We start from the raw sequence: 22,608 nt of genomic DNA, 5'->3' as shown, positions 1-22,608 counted from the left end.
TTGCAAGTGCTCAGCCCCATCCGGCAAATTGTGATGGTTTCATGATACCCGACCGCCGGGGGTTGCACCTGACCGCGCATTCGGGAAAGTTGAGCCATGGAATACACACCTTTCCCAAGCTGGCCCGATGTCGCCCCCCGTTTGATCTCAGTTGCCGCCGGGCGCGAAGCTGCGGACATGGTCATCCGCGATGGTATCTGGGTGAACGTACACAGCCGCGAACTGCTCCCCAATCATTCCGTCGCCGTAGCCGACGGGCGCGTGGCTTTTGTCGGGGCAGACGCGTCACACTGCATCGGCCCCGAGACGCGAATCATCGAAGCAAACGGGCGATATATCGTTCCGGGCCTGTGCGACGCGCATATGCACATCGAATCGGGGATGCTGACCCCGGCCGAATTTGCCCGGGCCGTGATTCCGCACGGCACCACCTCGATGTTCACCGACCCGCATGAGATTGCCAATGTTCTGGGTCTGGACGGCGTGCGAATGATGCATGACGAGGCGATGATGCAACCGGTGAACATCTTTACGCAGATGCCGTCCTGCGCACCGTCCGCACCAGGTCTGGAGACCACAGGCTATGAAATCACCCCCGATGATGTAGCCGAGGCGATGTCCTGGCCAGGCATTATCGGGTTGGGTGAAATGATGAACTTTCCCGGCGTGATCCATGGCGACCCCAAGATGCTGGCTGAAATCGCCGCCACGCAGCGGGCAGGCAAAACCGTCGGCGGGCACTACGCATCACCCGATTTAGGGTCTGATTTTTCGGCCTATGTCGCAGGCGGCCCGGCAGATGATCATGAGGGCACATGCGAAGCGGATGCCATTGCCCGCGTGCGCCAGGGGATGCGGTCCATGATGCGGCTGGGTTCGGCCTGGTATGATGTCGAAAGTCAGATCAGTGCCGTGACACAGAAAGGTCTGGACCCCCGCAATTTCATTCTGTGCACGGATGATTGCCATTCCGGCACGCTGGTCAATGACGGCCACATGAACCGCGTTGTCCGTCACGCCATTGCCTGCGGATGCGATCCGCTGATCGCGCTGCAAATGGCAACGATCAACACCGCAACCCATTTCGGGCTTGAGCGGGAAATAGGGTCTGTAACCCCCGGACGGCGGGCCGACATTATTCTGAGTTCGGATCTGACCGAACTGCCCGTCGAGATGGTCATCGCGCGTGGGCAAGTCGTGGCCGAAGCCGGTAAAGCCACAGTGGATTGCCCGCACCTTAACTGGCCGGACAAGGCCCGTAGCACCGTTCACCTGGGACACACCCTGACGGATGTCGATTTTGAAATCACGGCCCCGGCGGGCGCAAACAGGGTACGTGCCAATGTGATCGGTGTGGTCGAAAACCAGGCTCCGACCAAAGCGCTGAAGGCCGAGTTGCCGATCATCGGCGGGCTGGTCGAAGGCGAAGGTGATGTTTGCCAGATCGCGCTGGTTGAAAGGCACAAGGCCACTGGCGGGGTAACTAATGCCTTTGTGTCCGGGTTTGGATACCAGGGCAACATGGCAATGGCGTCGACCGTGGCCCATGACAGCCACCACATGATCGTCGTCGGCACCAGCCGCGAGCAGATGGCGCTGGCCGCCAACCGCCTGGCCGAGGTGGGCGGTGGTATCACCATTTTCCGCGAGGGCGAGGAACTGGCACTGGTTGAGTTGCCCATCGCCGGCCTGATGTCGGACCGGCCGGCCTCGGAAGTGGCCGACAAGGCGCAAAAAATGGTCGCGGCGATGGAAGCCTGCGGCTGTAAGCTGAACAACGCGTACATGCAGCATTCACTGCTGGCCCTGGTGGTGATCCCGGAACTGCGGATTTCCGACCTTGGGCTGGTGGATGTGCGGACGTTTGAGAAAATCGACCTTTTGGAACCACTTGCATGACAATCATAAAAACACCGGATGCACCTGATCCGCAAAGTTTCACCGACCCCGAGGCCGCAGTTGCGCGGCTGAAGGAGTTGTACAATCAGGCCACAAGGTTTCTGTGCGACAGCTTTGCCAAAACCATGGGACACGGCGCTCCGACTGAGCGATTCAGAGCCTATTACCCGGAAATTCGCATCAAGACCTCGTCCTATGCACATGTCGACAGCCGACTGAGTTTTGGTCATGTTTCGGAACCGGGTGTTCACGCCACCACGGTGACCCGTCCCGATCTGTTCCGGTCTTACCTGACACAACAGATCGCGCTGCTGATCCGAAACCATGACCAGCCTGTGACCATCGGGCCTTCGGATACGCCGATCCCGGTACACTTCGCCGTGGCCAACAACCCGGAACTGGTGGTGCCGCAGCAGGGTGCTGCCGGATTCACGCTCAGGGATGTGTTTGACGTTCCTGATCTGACCACCACCAATGACGATATCGTCAACGGAGTGCATGATCACGAAGATCTGGCAGGACCGTTGTCGCTTTTCACCGCGCAACGTGTGGACTATTCGCTGGCGCGGCTGTCCCACTATACAGCGACCGACCCCAGCCACTTTCAGAACCACGTCCTGTTTACAAACTACCAGTTCTACGTGTCCGAGTTCGAGAACTACGCGCGCGAACAACTGGCCGATCCGGAAAGCGGTTACACAAGCTTTGTCTCGACCGGCAATGTCGAGATCACCACACCGGATGCCGCCCTGGAGCAACCGCTGAAGCTGCCCCAGATGCCGACCTACCACCTGAAGCGCGCAGACGGTTCCGGCATCACTCTGGTCAATATCGGCGTCGGCCCTTCCAACGCCAAAACCGCCACCGATCACATCGCGGTTCTGCGGCCCCATGCATGGCTTATGGTCGGTCACTGCGCCGGATTGCGGAATACGCAGGCGTTGGGGGATTTCGTGCTGGCACATGCCTACCTGCGTGAGGACAAGGTGCTGGATGACGACCTCCCGGTCTGGGTGCCGATCCCCCCGCTGGCGGAAGTGCAGGTCGCGCTGGAGCGGGCTGTTGCCGAAGTCACCGAACTGGAAGGGTACGAGCTAAAGCGCATCATGCGCACCGGCACCGTTGCATCTGTCGACAACCGAAACTGGGAACTGCGCGACCAGTCCGGACCGGTTCAGCGGCTCAGCCAGTCTCGGGCCATCGCGCTGGATATGGAAAGCGCCACCATCGCCGCCAATGGCTATCGCTTCCGGGTTCCCTACGGCACTTTGCTGTGCGTGTCAGACAAACCCCTGCACGGAGAATTAAAGCTTCCCGGCATGGCTTCGGACTTCTATACAACGCAGGTAAGCCGCCATCTGGCCATTGGCATTCGTGCGATGGAGCACCTGCGCGGCATGCCGTTGGAGCGTCTGCACAGCCGGAAATTGCGTTCTTTTGACGAAACGGCCTTCCTCTGACGCAAAAAAGCAACGTTTTCCCCATATTTTTAGGGTTTTCCGCGCTACTATTCGTTGTGTTCCAACACAATATCCCGTTACAGTTACGCGGTGAGGCCCAAGAGATCGGGCACGTTAAGGAGACCAAGAAATGGCAAAGCCTATGACAAAGACTCAGCTGGTTGCTGCTCTCGCTGAGGAAATGGGGACCGACAAGAAATCCGCGAACGCGGCGCTGGAGGCCATCACAGGCCTGATCACCCGCGAAGTTTCGGCCGGTGGCGCAGTAACCCTGCCCGGCGTCGGCAAAATCTACTGCCGCGAACGCCCCGAGCGTCAGGTCCGCAACCCGGCCACTGGTGAGACCTTCACCAAAGAGGCCGATAAGGTTGTGAAAATGACCATCGCGAAGGCGCTGAAGGACAGCGTGAACGGCTGATTTCAGCCTTTTGCCGCAAAGAGATTGAGGGCCGCCGGTTGGGGGCCCTTTTTCTTTGAGCTATTTCTGTGATCTTCATTTGTCCGCTTTGAGACTAATTTTTCCGTTCTGATTGATGTAAACATCCGGCGGCCATGCTGCCCCTTCCCGCATCCAGGTGTTCTACTCGGGTGATCGGTTTTGGGCTTTTCGATCTGCGCTCTCCGAATGTGTTATGCTGTAGCCTCGTCGAACTTTTTCGGAGCGAACAGATGGAGAAATACTTGGTCGCCGCCCACTTTGAAGTTGTATCGGGCTCCTTCACAAAATTTGTAGAAGAGGTAAAAAAAGTCGCCCAAGCCTCAGTGCAGTTCGAAAGGGGATGCGAACGATATGAAGTATTCGTCGCTGCGAACGGTGAATCCCAAGGTATAGTTTATGAGGTCTATGGAGCTAAGGCCGACCACGAGGCCCACCAAGAGACAGTTCATTTTTCCCGCTTTTGGGAGGCAACAGCCGACCACAAAGTCAAATGGGTGGTCGATTTCGGGGAGATAAGCCGTCAAAGCGAGTTCATTGTTCCGGAGTGAACAGAGCTTCACCGGAACAGGTCGGGTAGCAGCAAAGAGTAGGTAGTGGCACTATTGGAACGGCGACTTGCTCTGCAGCGCAGACACTACCGTGAATAGAATCCGCTGCTAAGAAAACGGGCGCCAAAAGCGCCCGCACCTGTTTCACTGCCAAGGTTGATCAGTGAACTGTCTCAACCTTGTGGAAGTCCAGATCACGATCTTCGGGCATGGAATCGATGCTCAGCACCTCATTACGCTTGGCGAGCAGGATATAGACCACACAGGCCAGATAGAGGCCCACCACGACCGCGCCAATCCACTGGATCTGCAGCCACTGGCTCTGGAACAGCAGGGTCAGGACGAACAGCAACGCCACGTTGCCCGCCACGTAAGCCGCCTTGCCGAACCTTTCGACTGTCATGTTCAGATTGTCGGTATAGAGTCTAATCAACGAGTCCAGCGAGTTGATGACGAAGGTCACGCCCACGATCACCATCGCGATGTTGGTCACGCCTGCGGTGCTGATGCCGTTCAGGTGGTAGTAGTAGAGAACGGTGAACCAGATCGCCAACGGGATCGACGGAAAGATCAGCAGCGCGGCCAACAGTTGCCACGTGGTCAGACCGCCGACAAAGCGCGAAGTGAACTGGCCAATCATAATCGACCATGCGAACCACCAGAACAGGTAGAAGGCGTGATAGTCGGTCAGCGGCAGGACGAACTTGTGCAGGTTAGCGAAATACGCACTGATGTTGCTGCCAGTATCAACGAACCCGGTCATACCCATACCGGCCGCCGCCCACATCCCCAGGATCAGAGCCAGGAACAGGAAGGTCGATCCCACCGACAGGATACGCACGTATTTCAGATCGGTCGACGAATAGGCCGCCGCCAGAATCACCACGAACACGATGATGTAGAAGGTGGTGACCACGGATTCGCCGTCTCCGACCTCGGGCAGGTAGCCGGGCAGGTAGATCAGGAACAGGCTGGCGGTGAAAGCACAGGTGCCGATGATGACCACGTTGTTGATCAGCTTGACCAGCGGGATCTCAAAGAACTTCACACGCGGTTCGATGACGCAGAAATAGAACGCGGTCAGGAAGTAGAAGGCCCAGATCAGAAAGCCCCAGAACCCGAATTCGATCGCCAGCGGGTTGGCGAATGCATAGGCCGGGTCTTCGGCATAGCCCCCGAACTCGGTCAGAGGGAACATGATCAGGCCGACATCCAGCCCGGATGTGAACAGGATCGCGATAAACGTGAACAGGTGGACAGGCGTCACGCCGACGCAGCGCAGGTTCCACCATTTCACGACGAAGAAAGCGACCAGGCCCAGGGCCAGCAGGACGCCAAAAGACAAGATGTATTCCAGGAACACCGACAAACCTCCCTTGATTGGTCAGATTTGGCGCGAATATCCTTAATTGGCTGGTCAATCAATAAAAACGAAAACCCAAGAATTCTTGCACGGCACATGTGGCTTTTTTGACGCTGAACCCCTGCGGCGCTTGCGGCCTGATCGGAATTCGGCAACAGTCCCGGCGTTCCGGGATGGAGGTTTCATGGATCTGCGCGCCATAGCCATGGGGCTGACATTTGCCCTGATCTGGTCGTCGGCCTTTTCCTCGGCGCGGATCATTGTTGCCGATGCTTCACCGCTGTTTTCACTGGCCCTGAGGTTCCTGTTATCTGGCATCATCGGAGTGGCGATTGCGCGAGCCATGGGACAAAGCTGGCATCTGACAAGGGACCAATGGCGGGCAACCATTTTGTTCGGCGTTTGCCAAAATGCCCTTTATTTGGGTCTGAATTTTTATGCCATGCAAACGGTCGAAGCCTCGGTCGCCGCGATCATCGCCTCGACAATGCCGTTGCTGGTTGCCGTCGCGGGTTGGTTGTTCTTCCGCGAAAAACTGCGACCAATGGGAATTGTCGGGTTGTTGTCTGGCTTCTTCGGCGTCGCCCTGATCATGAGTAGCAGGATCAACGCCGGTGTCGATATGTTTGGCGTGATGCTGTGCGGGATCGGCGCCCTGGCCCTGACCTTCGCGACACTGGCGGTCCGCGGTGCAACATCGGGCGGGAACTTCATGATGGTCGTCGGGTTGCAGATGTTTGTCGGCTCAGCCGTACTGTTTGTGGCTGCGCCATTCTTTGAGACGATCTATGTCCATCCAACGCTGCCCCTGCTTCTTGCGTTCACCTACACCACCCTTGCCCCCGGGCTGCTGGCGACCTTGATCTGGTTCATGTTGCTGAACAGAATCGGTGCTGTCCGGGCCGCGACCTTTCACTTCCTGAACCCGGTGTTCGGTGTCGCAATTGCTGCACTGTTGCTTGGTGAAAAGCTCGGGCCCATGGATGCGGTCGGAGTGGGCATTACCACGCTGGGGATTTTAGCTGTTCAGCTATCCAGACAACCGGTTCAGCGCAGCAAAGCCTCGACCTGACTCAATAGTTTTCGCGAGTCAGGCCGCACATTCGACCCAAACGTGGCGACGACCTCGCCTGACGGATCGATAAGGATCTTGTTGAAGTTCCAACTGGGGACAAAGCCCGTCTGCGCGGCGACAGTCTTGTAGAATGGATGCGCATCAGGCCCTTTGACCGGCGTTATCTCGGTCATTGGCAGGGTCAGGTCATAGTTCAACTCGCAGAACCGCTTTACCTCTTCCGCGGAGCCCAGTTCCTGTTTGAACGAATCCGACGGGACGGCCAGAACCACCAGCCCCCGTTCCGCGTAAGTGTCATGAATCTTTTGCAGGCCCGCATACTGCCCTGTGAACCCGCATCGGGACGCGGTATTCACGATCAGAACCGGCTGTCCTCGCCAGTCTTCGATAGACAACGTGCCGCCGTCGATCGAATCAAATTCGCCAGTCAAAGGCGCAGCTTGCACCGCGCGGGCGATCAACAGCAGGGCGAATAGCAGAAGCAGTCTGAACATGGCGGCACCTCCTTTACTGAGAACTACGTGCCCGCCTGGCAACCGGATCACATGCACGAGCGCGCGAGATGGCTGAAATATGATTTTGCTTTTTGCCTCGTTATGCCCAAATAGAAGGCCAAGTCGCGTCAAAAACCGGAGGAGCCATGACCCGCTATACCAAAGACCCCGAGGCCATCGCCGCTCTGTCACCCGAAGAATACCACGTCACGCAGCGCAGCGGTACCGAACGCCCCGGCACCGGCAAGTATCTGGGCAACAAGGAGCCCGGGATTTACGTTGATATCGTCTCGGGAGAGCCATTGTTCGCTTCGACCCACAAATACGAATCCGGCTGCGGCTGGCCCAGTTTCACGAAGCCCATCATCCACGAACACGTGGAAGAGTTTCGGGACGCCACCCTCGGCATGATCCGTACCGAGGTGCGCTCGAAACACGGTGATAGCCATCTGGGGCATGTATTTCCTGACGGTCCGCGCGAACATGGCGGGCTGCGCTATTGCATAAACTCAGCCGCGCTGCGGTTCATTCATCGTGACGAGATGGAGACCGAAGGCTATGGCGAGTATTTGATCCATGTGGAGGACATCTGATGACTGAAGAACGCGCCGTACTTGCCGGGGGATGCTTCTGGGGCATGCAGGATCTGATCCGCAAACTTCCCGGCGTTTCCCGCACCCGTGTCGGTTATACGGGCGGTGACGTACCCAACGCCACCTACCGCAATCATGGCACCCATGCCGAAGGGATCGAAATCTGGTTCGATCCAGCGCAAATATCTTACCGCACTTTGCTCGAGTTCTTTTTCCAGATCCACGATCCTACGACGGTGAACCGTCAGGGCAACGACCTCGGGATGAGCTATCGTTCGGCTATCTACTATGCCGACGACAATCAGAAGCAGGTCGCGCAGGACACGATTGCCGATGTGAATGCCAGTGGCCTATGGCCCGGTAAAGTCGTGACCGAAGTTGAGCCCGTCGGAGATTTCTGGGAGGCCGAGCCAGAGCATCAGGACTATCTGGTTCGCATCCCGAACGGGTATACCTGCCACTTTCCGCGCCAGGACTGGGTTCTGCCCAAACGCGCCGATGCGGCCGAGTAAACGACGACCTGCCCTGACCCTCTTTGAATTCGAGGGGGGCTAGCCAGTGGCCACTCGTGGGCGGCCACTGGCCTCGACCGTCACAAGGGCTTCGACAAACACCTCCTGCGCCTCGATGCGCGCGGTCCTGATGTCCCTGTCGACAATGACCCGGATATCTTCTGCCCCGGCTTCGCGGACTGCGGTTTCCGCTTCTTCCTTCAAAACAGCTTCCAACAGCGCCAAAGCCTGATCTGACGCCGCAAAATCCTGTGGCCCACTGTCCAGATGCACGCGATATCGCCCCTCGGCAGGCGAGGTTACGGTGCCCGAGCGCCGCAAAGTCAGCCGCCCGACAACCGCACCGATGGCATTTGCGACGCCGGTATGCTCGGGTAGGATCATACGGCATCGCAACCGCTCCCCGACGGCCGGATAGTAGCTGGGCGCTGAAGCGCCAAGGCCCACGACATCCACATTCAAAGCCGTATCCAGAGACAACAGGCCACGGTGCCCTGCCAGGCCGCGCCGGGTCAGCACATGACGGGCCAGATCCTGAGGAGGAACCCCAAAATCATGCCCTTCTTCCGCAAAAGCAGTTTCTAACAAGGTCAAACTGGTCTGTTCGGTCAGTTGATCCACGATCATACCCGCCAGCTGTTCCGGAGACTTCGCCAGAACATCACCCGACCCCACCCTCTTGCGGGACACAAGTTCCAGCGCCTTGCGGGCAGCACTTGAATCCCAGGCATCGACCCGGCCCAGAACGTGGCTTGCATCCGATGGCGTCACGCCCGAGACCTGCACAAGCCCGCGGTCCACCAACCGCGCCAGCGCACCGTTGTCCATTCTGGTCCGCAAGAGGCTGCTCAGCGGCAAAACCTGGTCACCAAGCCGCTCCAGCAAGGTATTCTCGCGCGGCCCGACCTCAACAGCGCGCATCCCTGAAACCCTTCGGGCGAACCGTGTATCAAACTCGCCCACCGTTGTTGCCCGCAGTTGCTCGTCCAGCGCGGCATGCACGACTTCGGGCGCTTCCGACGCGATCAGAGAAACCGGCAGCACCCGCCGCGGCCCCAGGAATACGCCGCCGCCCAAGCCTTCAGTAACCACGTGAACCTGGCTGTCACCGCCCAATCCATGGGTCCGCATCGCCACCGCCTCGACCATGGTGCGGAAACCGCCCACCTGCGCCCCGGCCGGATCAATCGCAGGCTTGCCGTCCCGGATCAAAGCCACATCCGTCGTGGTCCCGCCAATATCAGAGACAAGCGCATTCTCGACCCCGGTCAGCCAGCGTGCCCCCACAATCGAAGCCGCCGGGCCGCTGAGGATCGTCTCAATCGGGCGTTCACGCGCCTGCTCGGCACTCATCAGCGCACCATCACCACGCACCACCATCATCGGGGCCGTGATGCCCAGCTCGTGCAACCTGTCCTGTGCCCGGCCGATCAGGCGGTCGATCATACCAATCAATCGCGCGTTCAGAACGGCGGTCACCGCCCGTTTCGGGCCGTTCAGCCTGGCTGACAGGTGATGGGAACACGTGACCGGTGCCCCTGTCTTTTCCGCAATGGTCCGCGCTGCTTCCAGCTCATGCGCCGGGTTGCGTGTGGCGAATTGCGCAGCAACGGCAAAGCCGGATATCCCTCTATGAGAGTCTAAAAACGCCTCAAGCGCCGCAATATCCAGCGGCGCAGCTTCGCTACCGGCATGGCTGTGGCCACCGGAAATCACAAGTGCCGGGTCGCCTTTCAGCGCGTCCTTCAGCCCGTGCTTTTCCAGATCACTGTCCTTGAAGCCGATATACACAAGCGCAACACGCCCGCCCTGCCCCTCGACCAAGGCGTTCGTGGCCAGGGTGGTCGACAGCGACGCCATCGATATCTGGTCGGGTGAAACCCGGGCCTCGTCCAACACGGACGAAATCGCCCTGCCCACACCGATCGCCAGGTCTGCCCGTGTTGTCAGGGATTTAGCCGAGGCAATCACCTCTTTCTCATCCCGGATCAACACCGCATCCGTGTAGGTTCCGCCTGTATCCACCCCCAAAGCCAGCGCCATCGGGTCCTCCATCTGTTCGCTGACAAAGGGTCTAGCGGTTTGCGCCGTCACGTCCAGCCTGTTTGCGGCATTTACGACAGCCGTTTTACCGCCCAGCGCGCCGCGTCGGCCACTGCCGGATCAGGGTCGTCCGTCAGCGCCTGCGCGTCACTACACAGTTCTGCAATACCGGAATTGCCGATGGCATACAGCACATTGCGCACGAACCGGTCACGACCAATCCGTTTGATGGGCGAGCCGGAAAACTTCTCCCGAAACGCGGCATCATCCAGTGCCACAAGATCAGTTAACGCAGGCGCCTTGAGGTCATCCCGGGCCGCATAGCGCATATCACTGGCCGCCACTGCGAATTTGTTCCACGGACACGCCGCAAGACAATCATCACATCCATAGATCCTGTTGCCCAATTTGCCGCGCAACTCTTCCTCGACCGGACCTTTGTGCTCGATTGTCAGGTACGAGATACAGCGCCGCGCATCCAAAAGGTATGGGGCAGGAAACGCGTCGGTCGGGCAACTATCCAGACAAGCCCGGCACGACCCGCAGCGGTCAATATCCGCTGGATCGGCAGGCAAGTCCAATGTCGTGAAAACAGACCCTATGAAGGCCCAATTGCCCCAATCCCGACTAACCAGATTGGTGTGTTTTCCCTGCCAACCCAATCCCGCAGCCTGACCAAGTGCCTTTTCCGGCACAGGTGCTGTATCGACAAACACTTTCACTTCGCCTCCGGCCTCGGCAATCAGCCAGCGCGCCAGTCGTTTCAGGCGCTTTTTGACCAGATCATGATAGTCCTTGTTCTGAGCATAGACCGAGATCGCCGCTTTTTCGGGATAGTTCAGAATTTCGGTCGGATCATGCTCGGGCGCGTAGCTTTCGGCCAGCATTATCACCGACCGGGCCTCCGGCCACAAAACCGCCGGATCACCACGCCAATGAGTGCGCTCGGCCATCCATGCCATCTGCCCATGATATCCGGCCCGCAGAAACGCTTCCAACCGGACCGGAACCTGCGGCACGTCCCAGGGCCTGCAAATCCGACAGGACACAAAACCCTCGCTCAATGCCTGGGCGACCAGCTTTTCCTTCAAACCCGATCCGTTCTTCATCTGGCCAAAAATATCCTCGGGGGTGAATTGGCCCGACGGGCCAAGAGGGGGCGGAAGGCCCCCTGCGCCCCGACCCTATCAGAAATCCAGATCGGCGTAATGGGGCGGAGGCCGGAAACCCGGCACCTGATCAGCCAGGATGGACCGGAACGCCGGTCGCGATTTGATCTTGGCATACCAGTCCCTGACCGTCTGGCTGCGATTCCAGTCCACGTCCGAGATATAGTCCAGTGCCGACAGATGTGCGGCAGCGGCGAAATCCGCCAGCGTCATCTGATCCCCGGCTAGCCAGCGGCGTTGATCCAGCAACCATGTCATGTAGTCCAGATGGTACTTGATTGCGCGCGCACCTTCCTTGACGCGCTTGCTGTCCGGGTAGCCTTCCCCGGTCACTTTCTTGTTGACCCGCTCGTACACCAGTTTCGATGTCACTTCGTGATGAAACTTGTCGTCAAACCAGCCGACCAGACGCCTTACTTCATAGCGCGCTTCTGGCGTTTTGGGCATCAGCGCGGGTTCGGGGCGGGTTTCCTCGATATACTCGCAGATCGCCGCACTTTCCGACATCACCTGCCCGTCCAGGCGCAATACGGGAACCTTTCCTGCGGGGTTTCGACGCAGAAAATCCGGATCTTTCTCCCAGTACCGTTCCTCAACCAGTTCCACTTCGATTTTCTTCTCTGCCAGCGACAGACGAACCTTGCGGCAATAGGGGGACAGGGGAACGTGAAATAGGCGCGCCATGAGCTTCCAATCAAAGCAGTGAATACAACCAAGCTTTAGCCTTGAGCAGCATTGGGTTTCAATCCTCGAAACAATCCGCGCGACCATCTGCGCGGATGGTGGCCGCTCCGTCCCGTATCGCGGCGGCCCGGCGGCGCGTGCGAACCGACGGATCCGCAACGGATCTGTTCCTGGGAGAAGGCAGAATTGCAGCGATCCGCGCGGCCTGAACCGGCGTCAAATTAGCGGCAGATACATTGAAATGCGTTTGCGCAGCAGCCTCGACCCCGAAAACCCCGTTCCCGGTCTCAGCAACGTTCAGATAAACCTCAAGAATGCGCTGCTTGCTCCAGAACAGTTCGACAACCGGCGTGATCGACGTTTCAAGCGCTTTGCGCACCCAACTGCGTCCTTGCCAAAGGAACACGTTCTTGACGACCTGCTGCGAAATGGTCGACGCGCCGCGTGCGCCCCCATCTTCCAGCGCGTCCCGGATGGCCTCGATGTCAAAACCCCAGTGCAGACAGAAATTCGCGTCCTCTGCAGCGACGACCGATCGCGCCATCACCGGGGAAATCTCTTCGATCGGAACCCAGTCGCGTTCAACTTTACCCAACCGGCGCCACTCGGACCAGATTGTATGCGTGATCGGCGGATTGACGATCGAATAGAGCAGCACAAGACCGACCACAAATGCGACACAAGCCAACAACCCACGTGTCAGCCAGCGGCGAATCCGCGATATCGACAGCTTCTTTGACTTTGTTGCCTTTGATTTCTTACCACGCGTTCCGCGCGCTGCTTTTTTTGCCATACCCTTGCTATACGACGCATGAGGCACGTTTGGAACGGGCTAAATTTCAGCCCGTGTGCCATATGCATGCAAAGGAGAACCCTGCGCGTTTGTGGAAACACGCAGGGTTTTGACCTTGTTTAGGGTCTGTTTATTCCGCCGGAACTGCTGCGATCTCTTCGCTCAGCGGATGGCTGAGTTTATTCAGCATTTCCTTCGGGCACACCTGCAGGAAGTTGGCCTTTTCAACATCCCAGTGTTGCAGGATATCCGCGGCTTTGCGGCTTCCGGTCTCGGCAGCGTGACGTTTGATCAGCGTTTGCAACTGATCTACCCAGTGGCTCACCGTGACCGGACACGTGACAAGTGTCTCCATGTTCATCAGAAGCTCCGCCTGACCGTCAGGATCGTACAGATAAGCCATCCCTCCGGTCATACCGGCACCAAAATTTGCACCGATGGAACCAAGGATCACGGCAACGCCGCCGGTCATGTATTCACAGCCGTTGGACCCGCACCCTTCGATGACCACCTTGGCACCCGAGTTCCGAACCGCAAACCGCTCACCCGCGCGGCCGGCCGCAAACAGCTGACCGTCGGTTGCGCCGTACAGGACAGTGTTGCCGATAATGGTGTTTTCATCCGCTTTCAGCGGGCTGATCTGCGGCGGACGCACCACGATCGTGCCGCCCGACAGACCTTTGCCTACATAGTCGTTGGCATCACCCGACACTTCCAGCTTCAGACCCGGAGCCGCAAAGGCCCCCAAGGACTGACCGGCCGATCCCTGCAATTTCACGTGCAGATGGTCCGGCTGGAAGGTGTTTCGCATCCCGAAATTCTGTACGATATGACTGGAGACGCGGGTGCCCACGGTTCTGTGCGTGTTCTGGATGGCGTAGGATAGTTGCATCTTCTCGCCGTCTTTCAGGAACCGCGCCGCGTCGCGGACAATTTCGGCGTCCAGTGTATCCGGCACTGCGTTCCGATCCTTGTCGCGGTCATACACGATGTCATGCGCGCCATCGACCGTGATCAATAGCGGGTTGAGGTCCAAATCGTCCAGATGCGCCGAACCACGGCTGACCTGCGCCAGCAGATCAGCCCGGCCAATGATGTCATCCACGGACCGCGCGCCCAGGCTGGCGAGGATTTCGCGAACTTCCTGTGCGTAGAAGGTAATCAGATTCACAACCTTGTCCGCGTTGCCCGTGAATTTGGCGCGCAGGCTTTCGTCCTGTGTGCACACACCAACGGGGCAGGTATTCGACTGGCACTGACGCACCATGATACAGCCCATCGCGATCAGGGCGGCGGTGCCGATGCCGTATTCCTCGGCCCCCATCATCGCGGCCATGACAATGTCGCGCCCGGTCCGAAGGCCGCCATCGGTCCGCAGTGTCACGCGGTCGCGCAGGTTGTTCATCGCCAGAACCTGATGCGCCTCGGTCAGACCCATCTCCCACGGCAGACCGGCATATTTGATGCTGGTCGCAGGTGAGGCACCCGTGCCGCCGTTGTGACCCGAAATAAGGATGATATCCGCTTTTGCCTTGGCCACACCGGCGGCAATCGTTCCCACGCCCGAGGACGCAACCAGCTTGACCGTCACCTTGCAGCGCGGGTTGATCTGTTTCAGGTCATAGATCAACTGCGCCAGATCCTCGATCGAGTAGATGTCGTGATGCGGCGGCGGCGAGATCAGCGTCACGCCCTTGGTCGAATGACGCAGGCGCGCAATCAGGTCGGTGACCTTCATGCCTGGCAATTGACCGCCCTCACCGGGTTTCGCACCCTGGGCGACTTTGATCTCCAGTTCTTCACACTGGTTCAGGTATTCGGCGGTCACACCAAAACGGCCCGAGGCCACCTGTTTGATCTTGGCCGACGGGTTGTCGCCATTGGGTTCCGGCACGAAATGCGCCGGATCTTCGCCGCCTTCACCCGAGTCCGACTTGGCGCCAATCCGGTTCATCGCCACGTTCAGCGTCTTATGCGCTTCGGGCGACAGCGCGCCCAGCGACATGCCCGGCGTGACAAAGCGTTTGCGGATCGAAGTGATCGATTCCACCTCTTCAATCGGGATCGGCTTGCCGAGTGGTTTGAAATCCATCAGGTCGCGCAGATGGATTGGCGGATTGGACTGCATCTTGGCCGAATACTGCTTCCACAGCTCATATGAGGCTCTGTTACAGGCCATTTGCATCATATGCATCGAGGTCGCTTCCCAAGCATGGGTCTCACCCGACTTGCGCGCCTTGTAGAAACCGCCAATGGGCAACACATCCAGACCGCTGTCCCAGCCTTTGGCGTGAATCTCCTCGGCCTTGACCCGGATGCCATGCACGCCGATGCCCGAGATGCGGCTGGTCATGCCGGGGAAGTATTCGGCCACCATGGCGCGGGACAGGCCCACCGCCTCGAAATTCAGACCGCCGCGATACGACGACACCACCGAAATGCCCATCTTGGCCATGATCTTGAGCAGGCCCTGGTCAATCGCCTCGCGGAATCGCGCAACATTTTCGGTCAGCGTGCCATCCAGCAAGCCACGTTCGATCCGGTCGGCCAGTGAATCCTCGGCCAGATATGCGTTGACCACGGTGGCGCCACATCCGATCAGAACGGCAAAATAGTGCGGGTCGATGCATTCCGCCGACCGCACATTCAGCGAGCAGAACGTCCGCAAGCCTTGACGGATCAGGTGAGAGTGCACGGCGCTGGTGGCCAGGATCATCGGCATCGCCACCTTGCCCGGACCGGAATACTGATCCGTCAGGACCAGATGCCCGGCGCCCGAGCGCACGGCTTCTTCTGCTTCGGCTCTGACACGGGCCAAAGCGTCGCCCAGCGCACCTTCGCCTGGTTCAAACGAACAGTCGATCTCGGCCAGGGTCGCATTGAAGTTTTCTGCCAGCTTCTCCCATTGTGTGTTCCCGACAAAGGGGCTTTCCAGCACAATGATCTCGGTCTGGCTGCTGTCTTCGTCCAGCACGTTCTTGAGGTTGCCAAACCGCGTTTTCAGCGACATCACGCGATATTCGCGAAGCGAGTCGATGGGCGGGTTGGTCACCTGGCTGAAATTCTGGCGGAAGAAATGGCTGAGCGGGCGGTATTGCCTGGACAGCACTGCCGAGGGTGTATCGTCACCCATCGAGGCCAGCGCCTCTTTTCCATCCTCGGCCATTGGCGCCAGTATCTGCTCCAATTCCTCGACCGAATACCCGGCCGCGATCTGCCGCTTGCGCAGTTCCTCGCCGGTGAACAACGGACGTTCGGTGACGCCTGCCAAAGTGGCATCAAGATCGTTGATCTTGCCGACCCACTCGCCAAACGGCAGCGCGCGGGCCAGTTTGTTCTTGATCTGAGTGTCGCGGAACAGTTTGCCCTTTTTCATGTCTACGGCCAGCATCTGCCCGGGACCCAATGCACCTTTTTCGACCACAGTCGCCTCGTTGATCGGCACCATGCCAGCCTCTGATCCGGCGATGACCAGACCATCGCCCGTCACCACATAGCGCATCGGGCGCAACCCGTTCCGATCCAGACCGGCGCAGACCCAGCGGCCATCAGTCATGGCCAGCGCGGCAGGGCCGTCCCAAGGCTCCATCACCGAGTTGCAGTAGGAATACATGTCGCGCCACGCCTGCGGCAGTTCCACCGCCTGCTTGGACCAGCTTTCAGGCACCAGCATGGTTTTTGCCATCGGGGCCGAGCGGCCCGCGCGCACCAGTACCTCAAAAACAGAGTCTAATGCAGCCGAATCCGACGATCCGCCTGCAATGATCGGCTTGATGTCTTCGGCATAGTCGCCAAAGGTGCCGCTGGCCATGCGGATCTCATGGCTTTTCATCCAGTTGATGTTGCCCTTCAGCGTGTTGATCTCGCCATTATGGGCCAGCATGCGGAAGGGTTGGGCCAGCCACCATTGCGGGAAGGTGTTGGTGGAATAGCGCTGGTGGTAGATCGCGAACGCCGATTCAAAACGCTCGTCCATCAGATCGGGATAGAAGACTGCAACCTGTTCGGCCAGCATCATGCCCTTGTAGATAATCGAGCGGCAAGACAGCGAGGCCAGGTACAGGCCGGATATTCCTGCCGCCATTGCCGCCTTTTCGATGCGGCGACGGATCACGTACAGCTCACGCTCGAACGTCTCTTCGTCCACGCCCTTGGAATTCGAAATCAGGATCTGTTCGATCTCGGGCCGTGTCGCGTTGGCTTTGTCACCCAGACAGGTCACGTCAACCGGCACGTGACGCCAACCATAGATGTAATAGCCCATGCGCAGAACTTCGGTTTCCACGATGGTCCGGCAACGCTCCTGCGCGCCGAAATCAGTACGCGGCAGAAAGACCTGACCAACGGCGATCAGTTCTTTCAGGTTGGGCTCGTGACCGGTGCGCCGAATTTGGTCATAGAAGAATTGAACCGGGATCTGCACATGGATACCCGCGCCGTCACCTGTTTTGCCGTCGGCATCCACGGCGCCGCGGTGCCAGATCGCCTTGAGCGCATCGATTCCGGCATCCACAACCTTGCGGCTTTTCTTGCCGTCAACGGAAACAACAAGGCCGACACCGCAGGAAGAATGCTCTTCTTCCTCGGAATAGAGACCGTTTTCCGCCAGCCATTTGCGTTTGGCCTCTTCGGCCCGCACCCAATCGGCATCATATTTGGTCATTGATTGTCTCCTTCTTCCGGCTGGGCAAACATGGCTTCGACCTCGGCTGTGGTCATTTGCTTGCGCTCGCCTGCAAACGCGTACCCATCGGGCTTTTTGTCGATAAAAAGTTCCAGTTGCAGCTTGTGGCCCGTATCTTCGAACAGGCCCGCCGCCATCTGTGTATGTCCGTGCAACTCGCCCGGCAGGGTGATCCGGTACCAAAGCGCCGAACCGCAATCCGCGCAGAAGGCACGCTCGGCCCAGTCGGACGATGCATAAGTCTTTACAGGCCCCAATGCCGCGTAACCGGATTCAGCCTGAAAAGTCATCAGCATCGAACTGGTCCAACGGCGGCATTGATCGCAGTGGCATGCGCCCAGCGATTCCTTCGCCGGAGTAGCGGTCACTGTGACCGCGCCGCACATACATTGGCCTTGCAATTCGGGCATTCTGACCCTCCTGTCGCTGGGCTTTCGGGTTATTCGGCTGCGACGGCAGCCTTGCTGTTGAATCGCTCGATGATTGCGTCGGCACAGTCGCGGCCGTCACGGATCGCCCAGACCACAAGCGAGGCACCGCGTACGATGTCTCCGATGGCATAGACGCCGTCCATCTCGGTCTCACCGGTCTGGAACGCGGCCTTGACGGTGCCCCAGCGGGTTACGGGCAGGTCGGGCTGACCAAACAGTGTGGGCAGGTCTTCAGGTTCGAACCCCAGTGCCTTGATGACCAGATCGGCCTCTTCGACATAGTCTGCGCCTTCGATCACTTCGGGGGCCTGACGGCCCGAAGCATCAGGTTGGCCCAGACGCATCTTCTGCACCATCACGCCAGAGACCTTGTCGTCACCGGTAAAGCCTTTGGGTGCGCTGAGCCATTCTAAGATGACGCCTTCTTCCTCAGCGTTCTGGGTTTCGCGTTGCGATCCCGGCATATTGGCCCGGTCGCGGCGATAGAGACATTTGACCGAGGTCGCGCCCTGACGGATCGATGTGCGCACACAATCCATTGCGGTATCCCCACCGCCAATGACCACGACTTTCTTGCCGTCGGCGTTCAGACGACCGTTGTCAAAATCCTCAACCGCGTCGCCAAAGCTCTTGCGGTTCGAGGCAGTCAGGAAGTCGATGGCTTTCTCGATCCCGCCCAGACCACTGCCCGGCATGGAAAGATCGCGGGACTTGTAAACGCCGGTCGCGATGATCACGGCGTCATGCTTGGCGCGGATTTCTTCGAATTTGTCCGCATCAACGTCACAGTTCAGCTCGAACGCGACCCCACCGTCGGCCAGCAGATCATTGCGGCGCTGAACGATGTCCTTTTCCAGCTTGAAACCCGGGATACCGTACATCAACAGGCCCCCGGCCCGGTCATAACGATCATAAACCGTCACTTGAACACCTGCACGGCGCAGCATGTCGGCTGCAGCCAAGCCACCGGGGCCACCACCAATGATTCCGACACTTTCGCTGCGCTCGGCGCCCGGCGCGACCGGCTTCACCCAACCTTTGTCCCAGGCCGTGTCAGTGATGTATTTCTCGATCGTCCCGATGGTGACAGTTCCGTGGCCGGATTGTTCAATCACGCAATTACCTTCACAAAGGCGATCCTGCGGACAGATTCGGCCGCAGATTTCAGGGAAGGTATTGGTCGCCTGGCTGGTCTGATAGGCCTCTTCCAGGCGTCCGGTTGCGGTCAGGCGCAGCCAATCCGGAATATTGTTGTGCAGCGGACAATGCGACTGACAATAGGGAACACCGCACTGGCTGCAGCGACTGGCCTGCTCGACCGCCTTTTCGGCAGCAAACTCGGAATAAATCTCGGAAAAGTCTTCCTTGCGGTCATCAGCGGCACGCTTTTTGGGCATGACGCGGTCGATCTGCACAAATTTCAGCATCGGTTGCTTGGCCACGGGTCGGACTCCATGAATTGGCTAGGTCGGTTTTCTTTAAGAGATCGCAGGTCGGATGAAAAGTCAATTTTACTGACCTATTTTAACAAATTAGCACGCAATGGCGAAAAAATTCTGGGAAATTGTCAGATTTTAGAACCGATTCGGACCTATCTGCCTGCTTTTCTTTTCTTCATCACGCTTATACCCATTGTTCATAATGAAAACACGGCAGCGTCACGGCGGGTGGATGAGCATTTTTCAATTGATTCTTGCGGCGATTATTCAGGGAATAACCGAATTTCTGCCGGTTTCCTCTTCGGGGCACCTGATCCTGCTGCCCAGCCTTACCGGGCTGGATGATCAGGGCCTGGCCATCGATGTGGCCGTGCATGTCGGTACATTGGGCGCTGTTGTTCTGTATTTCTGGACAGATGTTAAACAGGCCTTCGCCGGACTTCCCCAAGCACTAAGCGGCCGACTTGATACGCCGCAATCCAGGCTGGCCGCCGGGTTGATCATTGCGACGATCCCGACGGTCATGGTTGGCGCCGTCCTTTACCTGACCGGTCTCAGCCAAAGCCTTCGGTCCATCGCCGTGATCGGCTGGACCATGCTTGGATTTGGCCTACTGCTGTACTGGATGGACCAAAAAGGACCTCAGTCCAAACACGCCGGTGACTGGAGCCTGCGAGATGCGGCGATCATGGGGCTTTGGCAGGTGCTGGCCCTGATCCCGGGCACATCAAGATCCGGGATCACGATCACGGGCGCACGCCACCTTGGCTACACACGGGAAGATGGCGCACGGATCGCCATGCTGATGTCGATCCCGACGATCCTTGCTTCGGGGACACTGTTGTCCGTGGACGTGATCCGAAACGCGGACGCGCAACTGGCCAAAGACGGCGCGATTGCAGCGGCCTTCGCGTTCTTTTCCGCGCTCCTTGCCCTCAGCCTCATGATGCGCCTTTTGCGCAGCGTCAGCTTTACGCCATACGTCATCTATCGCGTTTTTCTGGGCGTGATACTGCTGGCAATCGCCTACAGTTGATCAGATCCGCAGGTTTCCGGCCGAATTCTGAATGTCGTCATACTGACCGGCCGGGCGGAATTTCCACAGGTAATCCGGAAGAACCGACTCAAGCGTTGCAGGCTCAATCCCGAGGTCTGGGAAAGACTTCACACCATCCGAAACAACATTGTCATGGCGCAGGTTCTTCAGCTGATCACGTGTCAGGATCGTATTTGGAAACAGCTGAAAGCTGACAAACTTCACAATATCCAGCACTCCGGCCATGATACGCGCCGCAAAGAATGGCAACCCGATTATGATGCGCTTCCGGTGGATAACCCCCAGCATCTGTTGCATCAGCTCACGGAACGATTTGACCTCGGGACCGCCAAGTTCGTAAATACCCGCTTCTGCCTGACCCAGAATGCCCAAAACAGCGGCTTTTGCCACGTCATCGACATAAACCGGCTGAAACCGTGTTTCTGCACCGGCCAGGGGTAGAAACGGCCCAAGGCGCGCCATGCCGGCAAAGCGGTTGAAGAACTGATCTTCGGTCCCGAAAATAACAGATGGGCGCAATATCACGGCATCCGGCATATGGGCCAGAACGGCCGCCTCGCCTTTGGCCTTGGTTCTCGAATAGACGCTGTCCGCCTCCGCATCCGCACCAATTGCCGACATGTGAACCATCTGGGCCACACCCTGTTCCGCAGCCAGCCGCGCGATCCGTTCCGCGCCCTCAGCCTGCACTTCGTCGAACGTGTTTTTACCCAGCTCGTTCAGAACCCCAACACAGTTGACGACGGCATCGGCACCTTTCATGGCCAGGGCCACCGAGGCATCATCGCGAATGTTGCACAGGATCGGCTCGACCTGCCCCACTGCACCATACGGCTTGACGAACATCGCCTCGTTCGGGCGCCGCACCGCGACTCGAACACGCCACCCCTGAGCCGCCAAACGGCGCGCAACGTAGCGACCTACGAATCCCGATCCACCATAAATCGTGACCAGTTTGGACATGAAACGGCTCCTGCTAAATGGGTCTTGATCCGATCTATCGCCCCAGAGCACTGCAAACAAGGCACAATAACGCCGCGCCCCGGCGATAAATTCGTTTCAGTCCGGCACCTGTCCCATGCTTCAGATGCGCGCATCAAAAAACTTTCAAAAAACTTCCCGAATCCTGTTGACGCCCCCCGCCAGTAGGCTTAAACGCCCCTCCACGACACCTGCCCAGGTGGCGGAATTGGTAGACGCGCTAGCTTCAGGTGCTAGTGTCCGTATGGACGTGGAGGTTCGAGTCCTCTCCTGGGCACCAAATTTCTCACGAAAATATAAAATTATCATAGCCTTGTGGAAGGCTGTCTAATTTCCGTCCACCTTATCGCCCACCCTTAGATTAACGTGGCGGCAACTTCTTTCTGGCTTGAAGGGCGGAAACTGAACCCTCGCTGCGCATTGCGCCAATGTCCGCTCCATTGAGGCCTTGCTACCTACGTACCGCTCAATTTGCGAAACTTAGTTGGTGAAATTCCAAACCAGCTGGCAAATGTGCGGCGGAAGCTGGTGACCTCGCTGAACCCAAGATTGAAGGCAACCTCCGCTGCAGAAAGGTCGGTGTCCGACAGCAGCGACCTGGCTCGATCTGTCTGTTCAGCCACACGGATCTCTTTGAAACTGGTGTTCTCCGCAGTGAATTGCCGTTGCAGCTTGCGTACGCTGACACCCAATGTGGCCGCCACCGTTTCGATATCGGCGTGCCCCACGGCGAGTTGCGCGCGCAAGGCGTTCCCAACCACCTCTTTGGTGGTTGAGGGCGTTTGCCGCGACCGCACATCGCGGATGCCTGCCAACGTCATCGCCAGCCTCTCATCGGTTGTCCGCGGATTGAGGTCAGGACTCATAGCCAATAGATAACGAGTGCTGCAAGGGCGATTGCTGACAGGAAGACCTTCGGGCACCTGTCGTAGCGGGTTGCCACA

General features: G+C 58.4%; 19 protein-coding genes, 1 tRNA gene and 1 pseudogene. 9 read left to right on the top strand and 12 right to left on the bottom strand.

The window, feature by feature from the left end; translation table 11 throughout:
- Positions 1 to 96: 96 nt before the first annotated feature.
- From ade to ACR0J8_RS22430, 4 genes are all read left to right on the top strand, one after another.
- Positions 97 to 1,899, top strand: coding sequence for an adenine deaminase (gene ade / locus ACR0J8_RS22445; RefSeq protein ID WP_480527325.1), 1,803 nt, complete (start codon positions 97 to 99; stop codon positions 1,897 to 1,899).
- Positions 1,896 to 3,359: an AMP nucleosidase gene (locus ACR0J8_RS22440; RefSeq protein WP_480527324.1), complete on the top strand. Its 1,464-nt coding sequence runs from the start codon at positions 1,896 to 1,898 to the stop codon at positions 3,357 to 3,359. Before ade ends, ACR0J8_RS22440 begins: the two co-directional genes overlap by 4 nt.
- Before the next feature lie 130 nt (positions 3,360 to 3,489).
- The gene (locus ACR0J8_RS22435) at positions 3,490 to 3,777 is read left to right on the top strand and encodes an HU family DNA-binding protein (protein WP_068347305.1); all 288 of its coding nucleotides are present in this window, start codon (positions 3,490 to 3,492) and stop codon (positions 3,775 to 3,777) included.
- Positions 3,778 to 4,028: 251 nt separating this feature from the next.
- Positions 4,029 to 4,346, top strand: coding sequence for a putative quinol monooxygenase (locus ACR0J8_RS22430; protein WP_480892405.1), 318 nt, complete (start codon positions 4,029 to 4,031; stop codon positions 4,344 to 4,346).
- A gap of 160 nt (positions 4,347 to 4,506) precedes the next feature.
- On the opposite strand, the gene ACR0J8_RS22425 is transcribed toward ACR0J8_RS22430, so the two are convergent.
- Positions 4,507 to 5,703 (bottom strand): BCCT family transporter, encoded by a 1,197-nt coding sequence (locus tag ACR0J8_RS22425; RefSeq protein ID WP_170617383.1) that lies wholly within the window; start codon positions 5,701 to 5,703, stop codon positions 4,507 to 4,509.
- 190 nt (positions 5,704 to 5,893) lie between these two features.
- On the opposite strand from ACR0J8_RS22425, the gene ACR0J8_RS22420 reads away from it, so the two are divergent.
- Positions 5,894 to 6,781 (top strand): DMT family transporter, encoded by an 888-nt coding sequence (locus ACR0J8_RS22420; RefSeq protein ID WP_480527320.1) that lies wholly within the window; start codon positions 5,894 to 5,896, stop codon positions 6,779 to 6,781.
- Here the strand turns inward: ACR0J8_RS22420 and ACR0J8_RS22415 are convergent.
- Positions 6,757 to 7,278, bottom strand: a complete 522-nt coding sequence (locus ACR0J8_RS22415) for a glutathione peroxidase (protein WP_480527318.1) — start codon at positions 7,276 to 7,278, stop codon at positions 6,757 to 6,759. The two genes, ACR0J8_RS22420 and ACR0J8_RS22415, sit on opposite strands and share 25 nt — an antisense overlap.
- A gap of 146 nt (positions 7,279 to 7,424) precedes the next feature.
- Between ACR0J8_RS22415 and msrB the strand changes: the two genes are divergently transcribed.
- Both msrB and msrA read left to right on the top strand, forming a co-directional pair.
- On the top strand, positions 7,425 to 7,871 hold the full coding sequence (msrB, locus tag ACR0J8_RS22410; protein ID WP_170617350.1) for a peptide-methionine (R)-S-oxide reductase MsrB: 447 nt from the start codon (positions 7,425 to 7,427) through the stop codon (positions 7,869 to 7,871).
- Positions 7,871 to 8,383 (top strand): peptide-methionine (S)-S-oxide reductase MsrA, encoded by a 513-nt coding sequence (msrA, locus tag ACR0J8_RS22405; protein WP_480527316.1) that lies wholly within the window; start codon positions 7,871 to 7,873, stop codon positions 8,381 to 8,383. Before msrB ends, msrA begins: the two co-directional genes overlap by 1 nt.
- A 39-nt stretch (positions 8,384 to 8,422) precedes the next feature.
- On the opposite strand, the gene ACR0J8_RS22400 is transcribed toward msrA, so the two are convergent.
- The 7 genes from ACR0J8_RS22400 to ACR0J8_RS22370 form a co-directional block, all read right to left on the bottom strand.
- Positions 8,423 to 10,426, bottom strand: coding sequence for a hydantoinase/oxoprolinase family protein (locus ACR0J8_RS22400; protein WP_480527343.1), 2,004 nt, complete (start codon positions 10,424 to 10,426; stop codon positions 8,423 to 8,425).
- A 71-nt stretch (positions 10,427 to 10,497) separates the two neighbouring features.
- Entirely contained in the window at positions 10,498 to 11,535 is a 1,038-nt protein-coding gene (gene queG, locus ACR0J8_RS22395) for a tRNA epoxyqueuosine(34) reductase QueG (protein WP_480527314.1), read from the bottom strand.
- A 78-nt stretch (positions 11,536 to 11,613) separates the two neighbouring features.
- Positions 11,614 to 12,279: an FtsZ-binding protein FzlA gene (fzlA, locus tag ACR0J8_RS22390; protein ID WP_170808350.1), complete on the bottom strand. Its 666-nt coding sequence runs from the start codon at positions 12,277 to 12,279 to the stop codon at positions 11,614 to 11,616.
- 58 nt (positions 12,280 to 12,337) lie between these two features.
- A complete protein-coding gene (mtgA, locus tag ACR0J8_RS22385) occupies positions 12,338 to 13,072 on the bottom strand; it encodes a monofunctional biosynthetic peptidoglycan transglycosylase (RefSeq protein ID WP_480527312.1) in 735 nt (244 codons plus the stop codon).
- Positions 13,073 to 13,202: 130 nt separating this feature from the next.
- A complete protein-coding gene (gene gltB / locus ACR0J8_RS22380) occupies positions 13,203 to 17,735 on the bottom strand; it encodes a glutamate synthase large subunit (protein WP_480527310.1) in 4,533 nt (1,510 codons plus the stop codon).
- Positions 17,732 to 18,166 (bottom strand): GFA family protein, encoded by a 435-nt coding sequence (locus ACR0J8_RS22375; RefSeq protein ID WP_170682587.1) that lies wholly within the window; start codon positions 18,164 to 18,166, stop codon positions 17,732 to 17,734. Before ACR0J8_RS22375 ends, gltB begins: the two co-directional genes overlap by 4 nt.
- A gap of 29 nt (positions 18,167 to 18,195) precedes the next feature.
- Positions 18,196 to 19,629: an NAD(P)-dependent oxidoreductase gene (locus tag ACR0J8_RS22370; RefSeq protein WP_480892398.1), complete on the bottom strand. Its 1,434-nt coding sequence runs from the start codon at positions 19,627 to 19,629 to the stop codon at positions 18,196 to 18,198.
- 229 nt (positions 19,630 to 19,858) lie between these two features.
- On the opposite strand from ACR0J8_RS22370, the gene ACR0J8_RS22365 reads away from it, so the two are divergent.
- Positions 19,859 to 20,662 (top strand): undecaprenyl-diphosphate phosphatase, encoded by an 804-nt coding sequence (locus ACR0J8_RS22365; protein WP_480527306.1) that lies wholly within the window; start codon positions 19,859 to 19,861, stop codon positions 20,660 to 20,662.
- On the opposite strand, the gene ACR0J8_RS22360 is transcribed toward ACR0J8_RS22365, so the two are convergent.
- On the bottom strand, positions 20,663 to 21,646 hold the full coding sequence (locus ACR0J8_RS22360; RefSeq protein WP_480527305.1) for a complex I NDUFA9 subunit family protein: 984 nt from the start codon (positions 21,644 to 21,646) through the stop codon (positions 20,663 to 20,665).
- A gap of 211 nt (positions 21,647 to 21,857) precedes the next feature.
- On the opposite strand from ACR0J8_RS22360, the gene ACR0J8_RS22355 reads away from it, so the two are divergent.
- A tRNA-Leu gene (locus ACR0J8_RS22355) sits at positions 21,858 to 21,944 on the top strand.
- Positions 21,945 to 22,119: 175 nt separating this feature from the next.
- Here the strand turns inward: ACR0J8_RS22355 and ACR0J8_RS22350 are convergent.
- Positions 22,120 to 22,485 carry a helix-turn-helix domain-containing protein gene (locus ACR0J8_RS22350; protein WP_480892422.1) on the bottom strand — a complete coding sequence of 122 codons (366 nt, stop codon included), beginning with the start codon at positions 22,483 to 22,485 and terminating at the stop codon, positions 22,120 to 22,122.
- Positions 22,486 to 22,526: 41 nt separating this feature from the next.
- Positions 22,527 to 22,608, bottom strand: a pseudogene (locus ACR0J8_RS22345) (IS5/IS1182 family transposase); the annotation flags it as partial.

The organism is Ruegeria sp. N11 (assembly GCF_056531525.1).
This window is presented reverse-complemented; position numbering and strand designations above follow the sequence as displayed.

Excerpts from the sequence above, each read along its gene's own strand:
- ade (WP_480527325.1), top strand. The coding sequence starts at position 97 with ATGGAATACACACCTTTCCCAAGCTGGCCCGATGTCGCCCCCCGTTTG.
- ACR0J8_RS22440 (WP_480527324.1), top strand. The coding sequence starts at position 1,896 with ATGACAATCATAAAAACACCGGATGCACCTGATCCGCAAAGTTTCACC.
- ACR0J8_RS22435 (WP_068347305.1), top strand. The coding sequence starts at position 3,490 with ATGGCAAAGCCTATGACAAAGACTCAGCTGGTTGCTGCTCTCGCTGAG.
- ACR0J8_RS22430 (WP_480892405.1), top strand. The coding sequence starts at position 4,029 with ATGGAGAAATACTTGGTCGCCGCCCACTTTGAAGTTGTATCGGGCTCC.
- ACR0J8_RS22420 (WP_480527320.1), top strand. The coding sequence starts at position 5,894 with ATGGATCTGCGCGCCATAGCCATGGGGCTGACATTTGCCCTGATCTGG.
- ACR0J8_RS22415 (WP_480527318.1), bottom strand. The coding sequence starts at position 7,278 with ATGTTCAGACTGCTTCTGCTATTCGCCCTGCTGTTGATCGCCCGCGCG.
- msrB (WP_170617350.1), top strand. The coding sequence starts at position 7,425 with ATGACCCGCTATACCAAAGACCCCGAGGCCATCGCCGCTCTGTCACCC.
- msrA (WP_480527316.1), top strand. The coding sequence starts at position 7,871 with ATGACTGAAGAACGCGCCGTACTTGCCGGGGGATGCTTCTGGGGCATG.
- ACR0J8_RS22400 (WP_480527343.1), bottom strand. The coding sequence starts at position 10,426 with ATGGCGCTGGCTTTGGGGGTGGATACAGGCGGAACCTACACGGATGCG.
- queG (WP_480527314.1), bottom strand. The coding sequence starts at position 11,535 with ATGAAGAACGGATCGGGTTTGAAGGAAAAGCTGGTCGCCCAGGCATTG.
- fzlA (WP_170808350.1), bottom strand. The coding sequence starts at position 12,279 with ATGGCGCGCCTATTTCACGTTCCCCTGTCCCCCTATTGCCGCAAGGTT.
- mtgA (WP_480527312.1), bottom strand. The coding sequence starts at position 13,072 with ATGGCAAAAAAAGCAGCGCGCGGAACGCGTGGTAAGAAATCAAAGGCA.
- gltB (WP_480527310.1), bottom strand. The coding sequence starts at position 17,735 with ATGACCAAATATGATGCCGATTGGGTGCGGGCCGAAGAGGCCAAACGC.
- ACR0J8_RS22375 (WP_170682587.1), bottom strand. The coding sequence starts at position 18,166 with ATGCCCGAATTGCAAGGCCAATGTATGTGCGGCGCGGTCACAGTGACC.
- ACR0J8_RS22365 (WP_480527306.1), top strand. The coding sequence starts at position 19,859 with ATGAGCATTTTTCAATTGATTCTTGCGGCGATTATTCAGGGAATAACC.
- ACR0J8_RS22360 (WP_480527305.1), bottom strand. The coding sequence starts at position 21,646 with ATGTCCAAACTGGTCACGATTTATGGTGGATCGGGATTCGTAGGTCGC.
- ACR0J8_RS22350 (WP_480892422.1), bottom strand. The coding sequence starts at position 22,485 with ATGACGTTGGCAGGCATCCGCGATGTGCGGTCGCGGCAAACGCCCTCA.